At 55.6% G+C, this 15,628-nt stretch carries 11 protein-coding genes; 7 read left to right on the top strand and 4 right to left on the bottom strand.

What is annotated here, in order from left to right; translation table 11 throughout:
• Positions 1–15: 15 nt before the first annotated feature.
• Positions 16–1,470: an FAD-binding protein gene (locus KF752_02170; protein ID MBX3420340.1), complete on the top strand. Its 1,455-nt coding sequence runs from the start codon at positions 16–18 to the stop codon at positions 1,468–1,470.
• Between the two features lie 82 nt (positions 1,471–1,552).
• The gene (locus KF752_02165) at positions 1,553–3,175 is read left to right on the top strand and encodes an AMP-binding protein (GenBank protein MBX3420339.1); all 1,623 of its coding nucleotides are present in this window, start codon (positions 1,553–1,555) and stop codon (positions 3,173–3,175) included.
• Between the two features lie 133 nt (positions 3,176–3,308).
• Here KF752_02165 and KF752_02160 read toward each other — a convergent pair whose 3' ends face one another.
• Together KF752_02160 and KF752_02155 are read right to left on the bottom strand one after the other, a co-directional pair.
• Positions 3,309–4,736 (bottom strand): MATE family efflux transporter, encoded by a 1,428-nt coding sequence (locus KF752_02160; GenBank protein ID MBX3420338.1) that lies wholly within the window; start codon positions 4,734–4,736, stop codon positions 3,309–3,311.
• 279 nt (positions 4,737–5,015) lie between these two features.
• Positions 5,016–6,155 (bottom strand): CoA transferase, encoded by a 1,140-nt coding sequence (locus KF752_02155; protein ID MBX3420337.1) that lies wholly within the window; start codon positions 6,153–6,155, stop codon positions 5,016–5,018.
• A gap of 748 nt (positions 6,156–6,903) precedes the next feature.
• On the opposite strand from KF752_02155, the gene KF752_02150 reads away from it, so the two are divergent.
• Complete coding sequence (locus tag KF752_02150; protein MBX3420336.1) at positions 6,904–7,602, top strand: glycosyltransferase family 2 protein; 699 nt, start codon at positions 6,904–6,906, stop codon at positions 7,600–7,602.
• On the top strand, positions 7,584–8,636 hold the full coding sequence (locus KF752_02145; protein MBX3420335.1) for a tetratricopeptide repeat protein: 1,053 nt from the start codon (positions 7,584–7,586) through the stop codon (positions 8,634–8,636). Before KF752_02150 ends, KF752_02145 begins: the two co-directional genes overlap by 19 nt.
• Here KF752_02145 and KF752_02140 read toward each other — a convergent pair.
• Positions 8,633–11,113, bottom strand: a complete 2,481-nt coding sequence (locus KF752_02140; GenBank protein MBX3420334.1) for a YidC/Oxa1 family insertase periplasmic-domain containing protein — start codon at positions 11,111–11,113, stop codon at positions 8,633–8,635. The genes KF752_02145 and KF752_02140 overlap by 4 nt on opposite strands.
• Before the next feature lie 285 nt (positions 11,114–11,398).
• Here KF752_02140 and KF752_02135 point away from each other — a divergent pair, with 285 nt between their 5' ends.
• Positions 11,399–11,698: a hypothetical protein gene (locus KF752_02135; protein MBX3420333.1), complete on the top strand. Its 300-nt coding sequence runs from the start codon at positions 11,399–11,401 to the stop codon at positions 11,696–11,698.
• 296 nt (positions 11,699–11,994) lie between these two features.
• On the opposite strand, the gene KF752_02130 is transcribed toward KF752_02135, so the two are convergent.
• A complete protein-coding gene (locus KF752_02130) occupies positions 11,995–13,374 on the bottom strand; it encodes a Gfo/Idh/MocA family oxidoreductase (GenBank protein MBX3420332.1) in 1,380 nt (459 codons plus the stop codon).
• 273 nt (positions 13,375–13,647) lie between these two features.
• Here KF752_02130 and folP point away from each other — a divergent pair, with 273 nt between their 5' ends.
• Together folP and KF752_02120 are read left to right on the top strand one after the other, a co-directional pair.
• Positions 13,648–14,424, top strand: a complete 777-nt coding sequence (gene folP / locus KF752_02125; GenBank protein MBX3420331.1) for a dihydropteroate synthase — start codon at positions 13,648–13,650, stop codon at positions 14,422–14,424.
• 120 nt (positions 14,425–14,544) lie between these two features.
• A complete protein-coding gene (locus KF752_02120; protein MBX3420330.1) occupies positions 14,545–15,570 on the top strand; it encodes an ABC transporter substrate-binding protein in 1,026 nt (341 codons plus the stop codon).
• Positions 15,571–15,628: the final 58 nt, after the last annotated feature.

Genomic DNA, 15,628 nt, shown 5'->3' with positions numbered 1-15,628 from the left:
GGGGCTCGGTCTCAAATGCAACTAAGCAGCCACGACCTGTTAGCTCAATTGAGCAATCTGCTGCCGCCGGATCGCCTGCAGAGCGACCACTGTGCTCTGGCCGCTTTTCAAAGCGACGGTCTGACCGCCTTTGCGGTGAAACCGCGAGCGGTTGTCGTACCGCAATCGGTCGACGAGGTGATCAAGCTTGTGCGTTGGTGCCATGACAACCGCGTTCCCATGGTAGCTCGAGGTAGCGGCACCAGCCTATCTGGTGGATCGTTACCTCATGCCGATGGCATTGTTATCGCTCTGAATCGGCTGAATCGAATCCTAAAGGTCGATCTGGAGAACCGGTTGGCTATCGTCGAGCCTGGCGTTATTAACTCCAAGCTGACAGCCGCCGTCGAACATGCCGGACTGTACTACGCGCCTGATCCTAGTAGTCAGCAGGTTTGCACGATTGGCGGCAATGTGGCCTTTAATTCGGGGGGAGCGCACTGCCTGAAGTACGGCATGACCAGCAATCATATTTTGGCGATGAGGGTGGTCCTGGGAAGCGGTGAAGTCGTTACAGTCGGTCAAGCAGGTGGTGAGGCAATCGGTCCCGACATGGTCGGTCTAATGGTCGGTGGCGAGGGACTATTGGGCATTGTCATCGAGCTTACGGTGCGGTTGTTACCCAAACCGGAAAGTTATCACACGGTGTTGGCTGGCTACGAAACATTGGAACGCGCTGGCCAAGCGGTCGCTAAGATTATTGGCAGTGGCCTATTGCCAGCGGCGATTGAGATTATGGATCGACTCAGCATGCAAGCTGCCACAGCCGCCGTCGGTGCTCAGTATCCTCCAGACGTTGAAGCAGTGTTGATTGTCGAGCTGGATGGCAGCCGCGATGCCGTATCTGCCGAACGACAGATACTGGACGATCTGCTGGCAGCCAGTGGTTCAAGTGCCATTCATGTCGCGCAGTCTGCGGCTGAGCGAGCCACGATATGGAAGGGCCGCAAGAGCGTTTTCTCGGCGGTGGGGCGATTGAGTCCAGATTTTATCGTCCAGGATGGTGTGGTGCCGCGCAGCCAGCTCGGATACGCTCTAACTCAAATCCAGCGGCTCAGTCAAGAAGCCGAAATTCGGGTAGCCAACGTATTCCATGCTGGCGATGGCAATCTGCATCCACTGATTCTGTTTGACGGCAGCCGGCCAGGCCAATTACAGGCCGCCGAAGAATTGGCGGCCCGAATTGTCCAGTTGTGCATCGAGCTTGGCGGCTCCATTACCGGCGAACACGGTGTGGGTATGGAAAAGCGGCAGTTTTTGCCAGGCATGTTCTCGGAAAACTCCATCCAGTTCATGAAACGACTCCGCCGCGCCTGCGATCCCCACGAAATCTCCAATCCTGGTAAAATGTTCCCCTCTGCCGAAGCGGCATCGCTCGGAATGTATGGCTTGCACCCACTGGAACAGCAAGGGGTGGCCAGCCGCATGTAGTCCGCAACTCGGCCACACAAGAATAATCGATGATCTGGTTTTACTCGGTCAACTGGACCTTTTAGGATGGAGTAGTTCAGCCATGCACGACGCCAAACCACTCGGCAAGCCCAGTGACGAACACGTCACATTACGAGCGCTCAAGCGACTCAAGTCGGTCAACCAACCCATCAAAGTTGCCGACTCAACCGGTGTCAAGCTATCCAGCCGCGACTTACTGATTCGTAGCTTGGCCCTGCGCCGCTACTTGCTGCGCGAAGTGTTGGGAGACGACGAGCAGCGCGTAGGAGTGTTCCTGCCGCCCACCGTCCCCGGCGTGGCCGTCAATCTGGCGGTCAGCTTGGCTGGGCGAGTAGCCGTCAATCTGAATTACACAGCCAGCTCAGCCCAGCTCAAACAATGCTGCGAACTGGCTGGTTTGAAGCATGTGCTGACCAGTCGCAAGTTCGTTGAAAAGGTAGGGCTGGATGTCGGTGCCCCGCAAGTATTCCTGGAGGATGTCCGCGACAAGATCACCTTGGGTGACAAGTTATCGGCGCTGCTCAATGTTCGACTGCGGTCGGCCACATCGCTGCATCGTGCGTTAGGATTGTCGCATCTGCGTAGTTCCGACCCCGTGACCATCCTGTTTACTTCGGGATCGACTGGGTTTCCGAAAGGTGTTGTGCTGAGTAGTTCGAATGTGTCCAGCAATATCGACGGCGTTAACGAATTAATCCGACTGAGCGAACGCGACATGGTGTTGGGGATTTTGCCCTTCTTTCATTCTTTTGGATACACGGTGACGCTGTGGACCCCACTGTGCCTAGAGTGCTGTTGCGCCTACCACTTTAGCCCGCTGGAAGCGCGGCCCATCGCCAAATTGGCGCAAGAATTTAAGGCCACCATCCTGCTGTCCACTCCCACCTTCCTGAGATCTTATATTCGTCGCGTCGAGCCAGAACAGTTTAAGACCCTTGAGGTCGTGGTCGTGGGGGCAGAAAAAATGCCAATCGCGGTAGCCGAAGAGTTTGAACAGCGGTTTGGCGTTCGTCCCGTGGAGGGCTATGGAACTACGGAACTCAGTCCGATCGTCAGCGTGAACGTGCCCAAGTCGCGGGCTACTGCCAACCGATCGGGTTTGCGCGAAGGCAGCGTCGGATTGCCCTACAGCCACGTGCAGGCACGCGTTGTTTCGGTCGATACTGACCAACCGTTGCCGACTGGGGAATCCGGATTGCTAGAAATTCGTGGTGAGAACGTTATGCAGGGCTATTTGGATCGACCTGATTTGACCGCAGATGTGATGCACGGCGAATGGTATCGTACCGGCGACATGGCCAAGATCGACGAAGATGGATTCATTTACATTACCGGACGGCTCAGTCGATTTTCCAAGATTGGCGGCGAGATGGTTCCGCACGTGCTGATCGAAGATTCGATCAATGAACTGGTCGGCTTGGACGATGAGGGCCGGCAGCGCGTGGCCGTGGCTTCGGTTCCTGATGTCAAGCGCGGTGAACGTTTGGTTGTTTTGCATACACCTGGTCTTTCGCTAACACCCGGTGACATCGTCAAGGGCTTGTCCAATAAAGGGTTACCCAATATCTATTTGCCCAGCGAAGATAGCTTCGTTGAAGTTCCTGGAATCCCCATGTTGGGAACCGGCAAACTGGACCTCAAGGCGTTGCAGCAAATGGCTAGAGATTTGTTTGCGAATCAGTAGCCACGGTTGTCAGGTGCGAGCCAGGGCAATACGAGGCCTTCGCGTTGGGCTTGCCGCAACACCCGGCGATGGCTTGTAAGGTTCCACGAGCAATCCCTGTTGGCATCTAGGGCTGCCGTTTCGGGCGGTTGATCTACGCCAGTGGTGCTGAGTGGGTCATGTCGATGACGCGCATGTCGCGCCACTTGCCCTGAATGAATCTCAGCAGATAGATGATCCCTAACGCCCAAACCCAAGCCACAATCAAAGCCCAGCAGCCGTAGATACCAAACTGCCAAACTTCGACCGCCAGCCAGCTCGACACGGCCAGCACGAGCCCCATCACTAGACTGACGCCCAGCACAAATCGCGTATCGCCTGCACCTTTGATCGCGCTGACCAAGATCGTGAGGGTCGCATCCAGGAGGTTGTATGCCGCAACGAACTGCAGCAGCTTAGTCGCCAAAACGCCTACATCTGAGCCCAACCCGTGAGCATGCTCGGTGCCCGCAAAGAACCACCACAAGAACCATGTTGGTACCACGATGTACAACACGGAAATCAGCGACATGTAGCCAATCCCCAGAGCCAAGGAATTCCACGAGGCTCGGGCGGCCAAGTCCGGTTGATTTTCGCCCAAGTGCTGCCCTACCAAGATGCCCGCCCCCATGCCGAATCCCCAAATAGGCATAAAAGCCAGCGTCGATATGCTGAAGGCCATCGAGGTGGCTTCGGCTTCGAGGTTGCCCAGGCGCGCTACCAGAACGATAAACGTGCTGAACCCCACGACATCCAGCAACATCTGCAACCCGCTGGGACCGCCAAAGTAACACATCTTTTTGAAGAGCGACCAATCAAATCGGCAGCCAATTCCGGTACCGAATTCGGCGCGATGTGGCTCACGCAACATCAGTACTAGGTACACAATGGCCTTGAGTGTCAATGCAACCGCAGTGGCATATCCGGCACCCGCGATTCCCGCTGCGGGAAAGCCCCAGTAACCGAATATCCACACATAGTCCAATACCGCGTTTAGGACTGCAAAGAAACTATCAACCACCATCACGATGCGAGTCTTACCGCGCCCGCTGTAGAAGGCTGCTGCAGCTTGCGACACCAACATGCCTGCGGCGCCCCAGTTGAGAGCCTGGAAATATCGAATTTCTTCGCTACGTATGGCGGGCGTGTGCCCGGCCAATTCAAATAGCTGTGGAACCAGTGGATTAAAAGCTAGTATGAACGGGCTGACCACAAGGGCTACCCAAATAGCTTGCCAAACGGCCAGGCCAATCTGCTTGTACTGCCGATCCCCGAAGTATTGAGAAACAAACGTGTTAGCATAGGCACAGATCCCCAGCGGCAAACACAGTAACACAAACCACACAGTTGATGCGGTAAAAGCAGCGGCCATCGAGTCGCCCGACAGCCACTTCAGAAAGATGCGGTCCACAAAGGTCATCACCGTCCATGACAGACTGGAAATGACTAGAGGCAACGAAACCAGCAGTACTTCGCGGCCTCCGGCTGGCTGTTTCCACCAAGTGGACAGGTTGCGGCTGGTCACTGGATGCGATTTTAACATGACCGAGTGGTGCTTTGCGAATTTGGGAAAACACCGGACGCGGCGCCATGCCCAGGCAGCCAGTGTGGCATTGTTCGACGTTTGAGCTGCCTACTTGGACCGATCAGTATACGGGCAGGTTCGGGCAAATGCTACTTCCGCGCTCTGGCCGCTCTTCGGCAGCTATTGTTGACGCAGTAGCTACCGTCGCCAGACGGTGGGGCTGTGGGTCCTGCCTTCGATGCGTCTGCACTCTACTTTTCCAATCCTGTACGCTCTGACGAGCGGAGCCACGCCCGCTTACTGGTCCGCCTCTGGAGAGTCGAAACCCGCTAGTGAACCTGGCAATTTAGGTACCTGCAAACCGCCACCATCGGGGGTTGGTAGTGTGACAAAACTGTGGCGAGCCTGCCAATGAGCATGCTCACGAACTTCAGCCAGCGACAGCACAGGTTCAAAACATGCGTCGCTGGAGCCGAAAATCGTGATCCACTCCTCTCGGGTTTTCGACGCGAACAGTTCAGTCAATTGTTGAATGACTGCGTCGGCTCCCGCCCCACCGTGGTAAGGCGACATCGCCAATTCGGGTAGTCCCAATTGTCTGACCGCCTTTTGCCAAAACTTGGGTTCGAGCGCTCCCAGCGTTACGTGATGACCATCGCTGGTGCGGTAGATGCGATAGCAGGGGGCTCCGCCAGTCAGCAATTCTCCATCGCGCCGAGGATCTTTCCCAAGGGCACCAGCCATGGCATACGCGGCGGTCATCAGTGGTAGCAGCTGCTCGGACATGCTGACATCGATGTGGCGACCGTGACCGGATTGCTGTCGTTCTATGAGGGCTGCCAGGATCAACATAACCGTGGCGTAGGAGCCGGCCGCTGTGTCGGCAACTTGCAACTGCGGAACACTCGGCTGTTCTCCTCCGGTCAGCGATAAGACGCCAGCCATTGCCTGATATCCCAAATCGTGGCCTGCCCGTTGGCTGTAGGGGCCAGACTGTCCGTAGCCAGTGATGCTGCACAGAATGATGCGCGGATCAAGCTTGCACAACTGCTGATAACCAAATCCCAGTCTGTCCATCACGCCCGGTCGAAACCCTTCGACGACAACATCGGCTCCACGTACCAGCTCCAAAAACCGCTCGCGATCGGTGGTGTCTTTGAGATTTAGACTCACGACTTCCTTGCCGCGATTGAGTGCCATGTAGCTTGCCGATACCGAACCTACCTTGGGCGGCCACAGCGACATCGTGTCACCAGGAAACGGAGGCTCGACCTTGGTTACCTGTGCCCCAAGGTCGCGCAGAATGAGAGTTGCCAGTGGACCAGGCAACAGAAGCGACAGGTCGATGATGCGACAGCCATCCAGCGGAGCCATATTCTTGCCGATCGTAAAAGCGGATAGCCGGGGGGCTTGGCGAAAATAGAAAAAGTGCGGCATCCTGCCGCTTACAATGGCACTATTTGCCAAGGACTTTGCTGGTCATGCATACCGCGCGCGCTTCCAAGCTTACGGCAAATTCGGCAATCCTGCCTAGTAGTTCATCCCTGGGTGCCGGAGCGGAGGCAAATCCTAGGCATGACAAGCAACAGTGAACGACTAAGAGACAATGTTCGATTCTGAATTGGGTCAGAGTTGACTGAGTCAGAATAGACATTACGTACCTTTGTATGCGCTAGTGAGCTAAAGGGGCTCATCAAAACGACAGGCCCGTCAGGCTATCGTCGTGACACCGAAGCAATCCACTAGATGCGTAAACGAGAAGGTTGCGAACGAGATGGTTAGGATTGTGTGAAGTAGCGCGCAGATTGTCAATCACGGTAGCCAAAAATTTTGTTGTTCTCGCTGTTGATTCAACATGCTACAAAGTACATCTCGCACACACGGCGAAACGATCACGATATCCTGTATAATGTGCTCGGGCTGTAGCGCAGGAGAAAAGATTTGGTGTACCAGCCTCAACACCACTTGCTTGGCTGCGAAACTTTGGTACCACTCGAGCTGACCCCACATCACTGGAAATTCACCCCTCGTTATGCATCATCAGTCGGACACAGCCAACCAGTCAAGTACTGCCAGCAATTCGGCAAGCACTACTGCTGCAGACTCGCATGAAGTGCGATTGAGCGCATCGCAAGCGCATCGACTGGACCACATGCTAACGGATGATGTATGCCGACGATTGGGCATCTTCGCGATACCTGCAGACTTCAAGCTGAGTGTGATTGTGCCGGTCTTCAACGAAGTTAATACCATACTTCAGATTATTCAGCGGCTGCGCGAGACCCAATTGCCGCTGGAGATTATCGTGGTGGACGATGGCAGCCAAGATGGCACACGTGATTGCCTGCAACGGCTACCTCCGTCCGACGATTTGCGGATCATATTACATCAGCGGAACCAGGGCAAAGGTGCCGCGTTGCGAACCGGCTTTGGTATCGCAACCGGCACGGCCGTGATTGTCCAAGATGCGGATTTGGAGTACGATCCAGAAGACTTTCGCTTCTTGATTCAGCCCATGATCGAAGACCGCGCGGATGTCGTGTATGGAACTCGATTTGGCCATCACGATCGCCCGGTTTCGCCACTCTGGCATTCGCTGGCCAATCGCTGGATTACGCAACTATCCAATCTGCGCACCGGCCTGCATTTAAGCGATGTCGAAACCTGTTACAAACTTATACGTCGCGAATTGATCCAAGAGCTGGCGCCCGACCTACGCGAAAACCGCTTTGGTATTGAAATCGAATTGACGGTGAAATTGGCGCGGCGCCGAGCCAGGTTTTACGAGCGTCCCATTCGCTATTGGCGACGTGGCTTTCATGAAGGCAAGAAGATCGGTTGGCGCGATGCGGTGCGAGCCATCTATTGCATGCTGCGCTACTAGGTGGCTGGCTGTTGTTGCCCTGCATCGCGCAACCGAACGTCGCCAACACGCTTGAATCTAAGAAAGTCAACTCGATGGTAACGCGTACTTCTCGAACTGCCGGTGACAGCACCACCGAACCGGCACAATCGCCCACACTGCAACTGTATTCACCGGCCATGATGGCTCAGATGTTGGGAATATCGGTGCGCGCTATCCGCTTGTGGTACCGAGCTGGCTTGATTCAATCGACTCAAGTTGTTCACAAGATTCCCTATTTCGATTATGCCATGTTATCCACCGCGAAAACGTTGTCGCAGTGGCTCAAGCAGGGCCTAACAACACAGTCGATTGTCCAACAGATCACGGCTCTGCGACGACTGCCCGGCGTGCCCGCCCAGTCGCTGGGCAGTCTGCCAATTTTGCTGGATGGCAAGCGGTTGGTGTTGGAGTTAGATTCACAGCAAGTAGATGCTACCGGTCAGATTCACTTTGGCTTTACCCAAAACAGTGAAAGACCGACCGTCGAAGTGGTCACGTTGAAGTTCGTGCAGCCAGCCGCAACGCAACCGGCCGCTCCACTCGATTCGCTGGCCGGTATGTTGGAAGCAGCAGAGGCAGCCGAAGACAGGCAGGACTTGGACGAGGCGGTTGACTGTTATCGAGCCATCCTAACTCAGTTTGGCCCCGACGCTGAAATCTGCTTTCAACTCGCCGAAGTCATGTATCGCCAAGGCGATTTAGGCGGAGCACGCGAACGCTATTTTATGGCGATCGAGCTGGATCCGATGCTGGTTGAGGCCCGCGCCAATTTGGGTTGCGTGTTGGCCGAGTGTGGCCGGCCCCAGTTAGCCGTGGCAGCTTTCCAAGGCGCGCTGGCGCTCTATCCTGATTATGCAGATGTGCATTTCTTGTTGGCGCGGACGCTTGATGAACTCGATCAACAACACACCGCCACCCAGCACTGGCAGCGGTTCATCGAGCTGGCCCCGGCCAGTTCGTGGGCCGATGAAGCCAGGGCACGATTATCGCGCCAGCCGTCGCTGGAACTCTAGCTGCCTTTCTTCTTGCGTTTGCGACTGGATTGCCCGCGCTGTGTGCCCGATCGCACCGAAGGCTTGTCCAACATGCTGCGCCATTTCTCCATGGCGCTCGGTTTGTCGGGTTCAATTTCCCTTCGCTCTCGTTCACTCAATCGGCCTCGCGGCTTGAGTGGTGGTTCGGCTGCAGCACTGTCGGCCGTCGCTGCCGTATTGGGTGGCGGCAAGGTGCGCTTAACGATCTGCCGTTCGACCAACGACCAAATACTGGACGTGATGAAATAGACGCATAGGCCAGCAGGCACTTTGAAGAAGATCACGCCCATGAAGATGGTCATGAATTTCATCATCGTCTGCGTCATCTGCGTTTGCGGGTCGGTGGCTTTGGGCATCAACATCTTCTGTTGCACCAAAAACAGCACCACCGTGACCATCGGCAAGATATTAAAGTACGGACCGAACCAACCTGTTCCGCGACCAGCGATGATCTCAGGCATCCAGCTGCTCCAGTCATAGAATCTGTCTGGACCAGCTAGATTCGAACACCATTCCAGCCCAGGTATCAGCGGCTCTTGGCGCAAGGAAACATCCACGCTCAAACAGCGATACAGGCCAATAAAGATCGGCAGTTGGATAAACATCGGTAGGCAACCAGCCAGAGGTTTGAAGTCATGCTTGCGATACAGCTCCTGCATGGCCTTCGCCCGTTTTTCCATGTTGTCTGGATATTTTTCGTTAATCTTCTTGATCTCCGGTTGCAACTCCTGCATGCGTTGCCCGGTGACGGCCGCTCGCCGGCCAAGCGGAAACATCGCCAATCGCACACAGACCGTCAGCATGATGATCGCCAAGCCATAGTTGCCGACGATGTTGTAAAACAGATGCAGCAACCATCCCAACGGCTTGGCGACCCACGGGAACCAACCGTACTCAATCGCCAATTCCAATCCGTAGCGGCTCAAGACTTGGCTGTCCTTGGGTCCAATAAAGATCGAATAGCGCTGAGTGAAACTTTCGCCAGCGGCCAGCGATTTCTCCTGCGTGTCAATCCAGAAGCCGATGTTGGCGGCTTGTATCTGCGATTTGTTGATCGACTCCACATCGCCAATTACACGCCCACCAGCGCGGGCCAATTCCGTCAATGATTCCGGCGATTTTTCATAGGGCATCAGCGAGGCGTTAAAATATTGCGAATCGAGCCCGATATATCTCAGGCTGCGTCGCTCAGCCGGTTCGCCCTCGGAAAAAAAGATCGAATGCGGTTGAGCTGCGTTGCTCTTGGCAAACGAAAAAACGTCGCGAGTCGTCTTCAATGAGTGCACGCCGGTGTGATCGGACAAAGCCACGTCGCGATGCCCGGCTCCACTGAAGAAACTCTGACTAAGCTTGACCGAATACCACCAGCCTTCTAGCGACAGTCCCGTCGGTCCCTCTTGGCGCAGGGCGACTTTCACAGGTTGATCGTTGCTGTTGACAACACTGGTCTCCAGATCAAGCAGGAATCCATCGGCTGACTCCGATTGCGGAAGTAGTCGGTAGCGCTTGACAAGTTCCAGCTTCGGGTGCTCCGTTTGCGCCAACATGTTTTGTAGGGGCATACGAAATTGGACACCGCTGCCCCCCGGAACGTCCACAGGCTGAACTTCCCAGTCAGCTTCCAAAGTTCGCGCCAGTGCAGGTAGCACGATCTTGCCACTCGGTATCTGTGTGCCGTCAATCGCGGCCAATGTGGTGCGCAGTCCGCCCAGTTCTCGGTTGCCCGGAATAACCTCGCTGGCAAATGGCACCGATCGCAACACATCTAGCGGAGCCTGAGAAAGTTGCGTCGAGTACCTCAGCTCTTGCTCGCCACGCTTAATGGTTAGCTCGACCACCTGACCCGCCTTCATGGTTCGCAAGCAGGCTTCGACATCAACTGGAGTCACCACGGTTGAGTCTTGTATCTTTAGCAACAGATCGTCGACTTGTAGTCCGCCCTGTACATCAGCACAGCGTGCAAGTGCGGCGGGGCTACCGTCTGGTACAGAGCGAACACGCAATCCGTTTAGAGATTCGCCTAGCCCAAGATAACCCAAGTAGCCGCCGGTGTGTTCCAACGATTTGTACAGCAACTTACCGGGCGATGACTGCCCGACCATCTCGACGCGCTCGACGCTGGCACCGGCGGTGTTGAGCGTCAGCAGCAGACTATATTTCTTCTGTGGGTCCATTGAACCCAGTGTGACCAACCGGGAAGGAAACCCGTCGGCGGCCCGTTCCACGGCCGCTGCTGCCGGTGTCTCCTGTTCAGGCAGAGCGCCGGACGGCTCAGCAGCTGTTAATTCCGCATTGCCAGCTTGATTCGAATCGCGCAGCAGTGGATTTTTTTCGACCACATCGGCTTTTGCGGGCCCATCTGGCTTGGGCTTCACGTCAGCCGGTTTTTGCATGCTGAGGTACAGGAAAAATAGCCCTGTCGTCAGCATCATCCAAGTAAAGAAGCGTCTATCCACGTATCATCTCGAACGATCAGCCTGTGCGGGGCGGCGTCCCGCAGGCAAAATCTAAATAGGAGAGTCAAAATTGCCGCTCGAACGTAATTATTTAATTGCCCAATTGCCGTGTCTGCCAACCCGCTATTCTGTGCCCGCTGACGGTTCTTGACTAGGCCCGTCTTTGACCCAGCCAGCAAACATCCCGGCATAGCCCGCAAGATTCTCTATTTGTACTAGTCAACCGGCTTGTTATAGTGGGACCCAAGGGTCGCGTTTTAATCTTCACCAGGAATCTTAAGTAGCATGAGTCGCCTGAGCACATTTCTGTTTGGTGTCATCGTGGGCGCTGTGGGCATCGTAGTGTCCGAGAATTACTATGTCGTTCGCTCGAATGAATCCTTCCATCTGGTTCCGAAGATCGCCGCTAAGTTAGAAATCCCCTATCGTGACATTCGCAGCTTCAATGTCCAGGACTGGCAAGAGAACCAATCCCTGGCACTGGCCATTATCAAGTCTCAAAAGCAGGATTTGATGGTCGAAACAGGCCTGAACAACATGCAGCGCCAATTCGAGTCGATGCTCCGTAATCTAGGCGGATCGTAGCCGTAGCATGTTGTGATGCGATTGCCGTGACAATTCGGTCGTGCTCACACGACGATCAAACGTCGATCTGCCGTTTGTACTCAAACGCACCCTGGTGATTACCCAAGATACCATAAGCGCCGTGGGGCACGGGGTTGCCATTGCACGACCTGCAGAATATGTCACGACCGAAGAAATTACCGCAACTGGCGCGCTCAGCAATCACATCCAATGGTGCGCGGACGATGGGGGTCGTGCGCGACCATCGTTGATCTTGCCGCGAGTTGCGGGGCCGATCGCTGCACACTCCCTGCACGCTATGAGTTTAATGACCAGGCAGCGCGGTAGGGCTCGCGGATAATCTCGGTTGCTTCGGGGCAATCGCTGGCGGTCATGTTTGGGCCATCCCAGTCGATGGCTTGTCCGGTTCTCAGCGACAGCGCGCCCAGCATGGCCAGTTCGGTCAACTTGGCACCGTACTGAAAATTGCTGCCGGTGTTTGGTCCTCCTCGAATGGCATCCAGCCAATCGCGAGAGTGACTGGCCACGCGCGGAATCGAAGCTTCAGGGCCTGTATAATCTGGACGACCCACCACTTGCGGAGCACCACCGGCACCACCGCAGTACAGCACGCCTTCATCGCCCTCGAAAAGTACCCCACGGCTTGGAAACTTTTGATCCTTGGGCCACTGCTTGGGAAGTTGGGGCAACAGTCCACCGTCATGCCACGTCACCTTCACGGCGGCGCGATGGGCAGTGGCTGGGAATTCGTAATAACCGATGCAGCCATGCGGACCGATATCGGCGTTGCACGTTCCCGCCGGCGAGAATTCGATTCGTGTCGGATACTTCAGGTCCAGCGCCCAGCAGGCTGCATCCAGGTCGTGGCAGGCAAAGTCGCCGATGTTCGAGTTACCGAAAGCCCAAAAGTCTCGCCAGGCAACTGGGAAGTATTTGGAAGAAAACGCAATCGGCTCGCGTGGCCCCAACCACAGGTCCCAGTCCAAACCTTCGGGCGTCGGTTCTTGATCCGTAGGCCGACCTGACAGCGTCGGATTCCAACGTTTGGCACCGACCCAGGCTTTGACGTGACGCACTGTGCCGACGGCACCAGCTTGAATCCATTCCACAGTTTTGCGCATGCCCTCGGAGGAGTGCCCTTGATTACCCATCTGGGTCGCCAAGCCGGTTTCTGCGGCCACGCGTGCCACCTCACGCGCCTCCCAGATGTTGTGAGTGAGCGGTTTTTCGCAGTACACGTGTTTGCCCGCGCGCATGGACTTGATGCTTACGTAGGCGTGCAAATGATCGGGGGTTCCACAGATGATGGCATCCAGGTCTTTGACTTCACTCAGTAGTTCTTCAAAGTTCGCAAAGGCCGCACAGCGAAAGCCAGCGTCGTCAGGTTGATAACGCTGTTCGATCAACTGCCGAGTGGACTCGCGACCGCCTGCGTCGCGGTAGTAGTAACTCTTTGTCGAGAAGTCTCTAGCTGGATCAGCTACGGCGATGGCTCGGACATCGTCGTGGGTCATCATGTCTTTCAGTACTTCGCGTCCTCGACCGCCGCAGCCAACCAAGGCCAAGTGAATCTTTTCGCTAGGTGGCACATGCCCTGGACCACCCAGCACATGCCTTGGCACGATGTGAAACAGGCCGGCAGCTACTCCCGCCTTCAATAAAGTTCTGCGCTGCATGATTCCATGTCCTGTGAAATTGGTCAGCCGTCAGGCATTACGACAGTCGCGATTGGACCCGCTCAACCCCTGCGGTTCAGTTGACGTTAGCATACAATGATTGCCAACCGAATACAGATAGGCTGGCCAGTTTCTTATGGCACTTTCACCTCCAATTCAGTGCCTTAATTGCCCAGAAAGTCAGAGTGAGCCATGCGTCAACTTAATCCCGAATACGCTCCGAGTTGGCAATTGCGCACTCGCCGAATGGAATTTTGGCAGCGGCCGGCCATCATGGGCATCGTCAATGTGACACCCGATAGTTTTTCCGATGGCGGCCAATTCCCGACGGCTTTGGCGGCCGTCGAACATGGGCTGCGTTTGGAAGATGCGGGGGCGGACGTCTTGGACGTCGGTGGTGAGAGCACGCGACCTTACAGCCATCCAGTAACTGAAGACGAAGAGCTGCGGCGAGTCGTCCCTGTGCTGGAAGCCCTCAGCCGCCGCGCCTCAGCGGCATTGTCGATCGACACCTCGAAATCAGCGGTAGCGCAGGCAGCCATCGATCTGGGGGTTGAGATCATCAACGACGTTACCGGACTGGAGGGCGATCCTGAAATGCTGCCGCTGGCAGTTGACTCCCGCGTGGGCGTGTGTGTTATGCACATGCGGGGTAGTCCACAAACGATGCAGGACAATCCGCACTATGACAACGTCGTCTCGGATATCTGCGACTATCTCCAGCGACGTGCCACTCAACTGCAAGTGGAAGGAATCAACCCCGATCGCATTTGTCTGGACCCAGGCATTGGATTCGGTAAGACACATCAGCACAATTTAGAATTACTGCGGTCGGTGCAGCGGCTTCTTAAGCTTTCCTATCCAATCTTGATCGGGCATTCGCGCAAAGGATTTGTCGGAAAGTTGATCGGTGACACGCAGCGGAGTCGCGATGCTGGTACACTGGGCATCAGCCTGGCCATGGCTTGTCGTGGCGTTCATGTGTTGCGAGTCCACGACGTGGCCGCTACGGTCGATGCAATACACTGCTTCAACCTGTGTTATGAATGAACCACCACGGCGACGGCAATCGACGGTTTGTCGCCGCAGCCCAAGCTAGCTCCAGCTGACCAAGACCCTTGTTCGCATTTATGTACTCTCGATATCAAATCACACACAATTAATCTAGCCATGCGCAAGTTCCATCGCTGCTATCAACTACTAACCGTTCTGAGCCTGACGTTTCTGGCATCGCTCACTGGCTGCGGCTCTACTGAATCCTCCAAGGCCACTTCGCGCGACGGCCAAACGCTGGATTCTGTTGTATTGATGCTTAATTGGTATCCCGAGGTCGAACACGGCGGATTTTACGCTGCCAAAGTACATGGCATCTTCGAGCAGTTTGGGTTGGACGTCGAGATTCGTCCGGGCGGCCCCAGCTCTCCGGTGGCTCAAGAGCTGTTGACCGGGCGTGCGCAGTTTGCCATCGGTAATGCCGATGATGTATTGCTGTTTCGTGAGCAGCAGGCCGACATCGTGGCGCTGCTGGCGCCGGTGCAAAATACGCCACGGTGCATTTTGGTTCATGCCGAATCAGCGGCCAAGGATCTGAGCAGCCTGGCTGGGATGACTTTGCAAGCCAATGTCGGCCGTCCATTCGTGGATTATATGCAGCACTTGGGGCTGCTCCGCGATGTCAAGGTGGTGCCCTATTCCGGCAGCATCGCCAACTTTATTGCCGACAAGAATACGGCGATTCAAGCCTACTCGTTTAGCGAGCCGCTTCTGGCTGCGCAGCAAGGCGTGAATTCGCGGTCCATGATGCTATCGGACGTGGGCTTTAATCCGTACGCTTCGTGTTTGTTGGCGACTCGGCAGTCGATAACGCAAAATGCGGACTTAGTCCGACGCATGGTCCACGCATGTCAGCAAGGTTGGCAAAAATACTTGCAACAACCTGAACAGACTAATGCGTTGATCCTGCAACTCAACACGCACGCAATGACGGCGCAGGCGCTGGAGGAAGGCGTAAAAGCTTTGCGACCGCTGTGTCTGCCGCAGGATACGGATGCTGGCACCATCGGCCAGATGAGTCTGCAGCGCTGGCGCACCTTGGCAGAGCAGTTCGTCGAATTGGGCTTATCCACTACAGAACGCGCTGCTCCGGAGAAAGCCTTTACTACCGAGTTTTTGCGTAGTGATGTGGGCGAGCTGTAAGGTGGCGCGGATGACGAAGCAAGTTTGGGGCAGTTGCTGTCGCGCAGGCAGCGGGGAT

It is taken from the genome of Pirellulaceae bacterium (assembly GCA_019636385.1).
Taxonomy (GTDB): Bacteria; Planctomycetota; Planctomycetia; order Pirellulales; family Pirellulaceae; genus Aureliella.
Note: the sequence above shows the minus strand (reverse complement) of the source record. Positions and strands in the feature narration are given on the sequence as shown.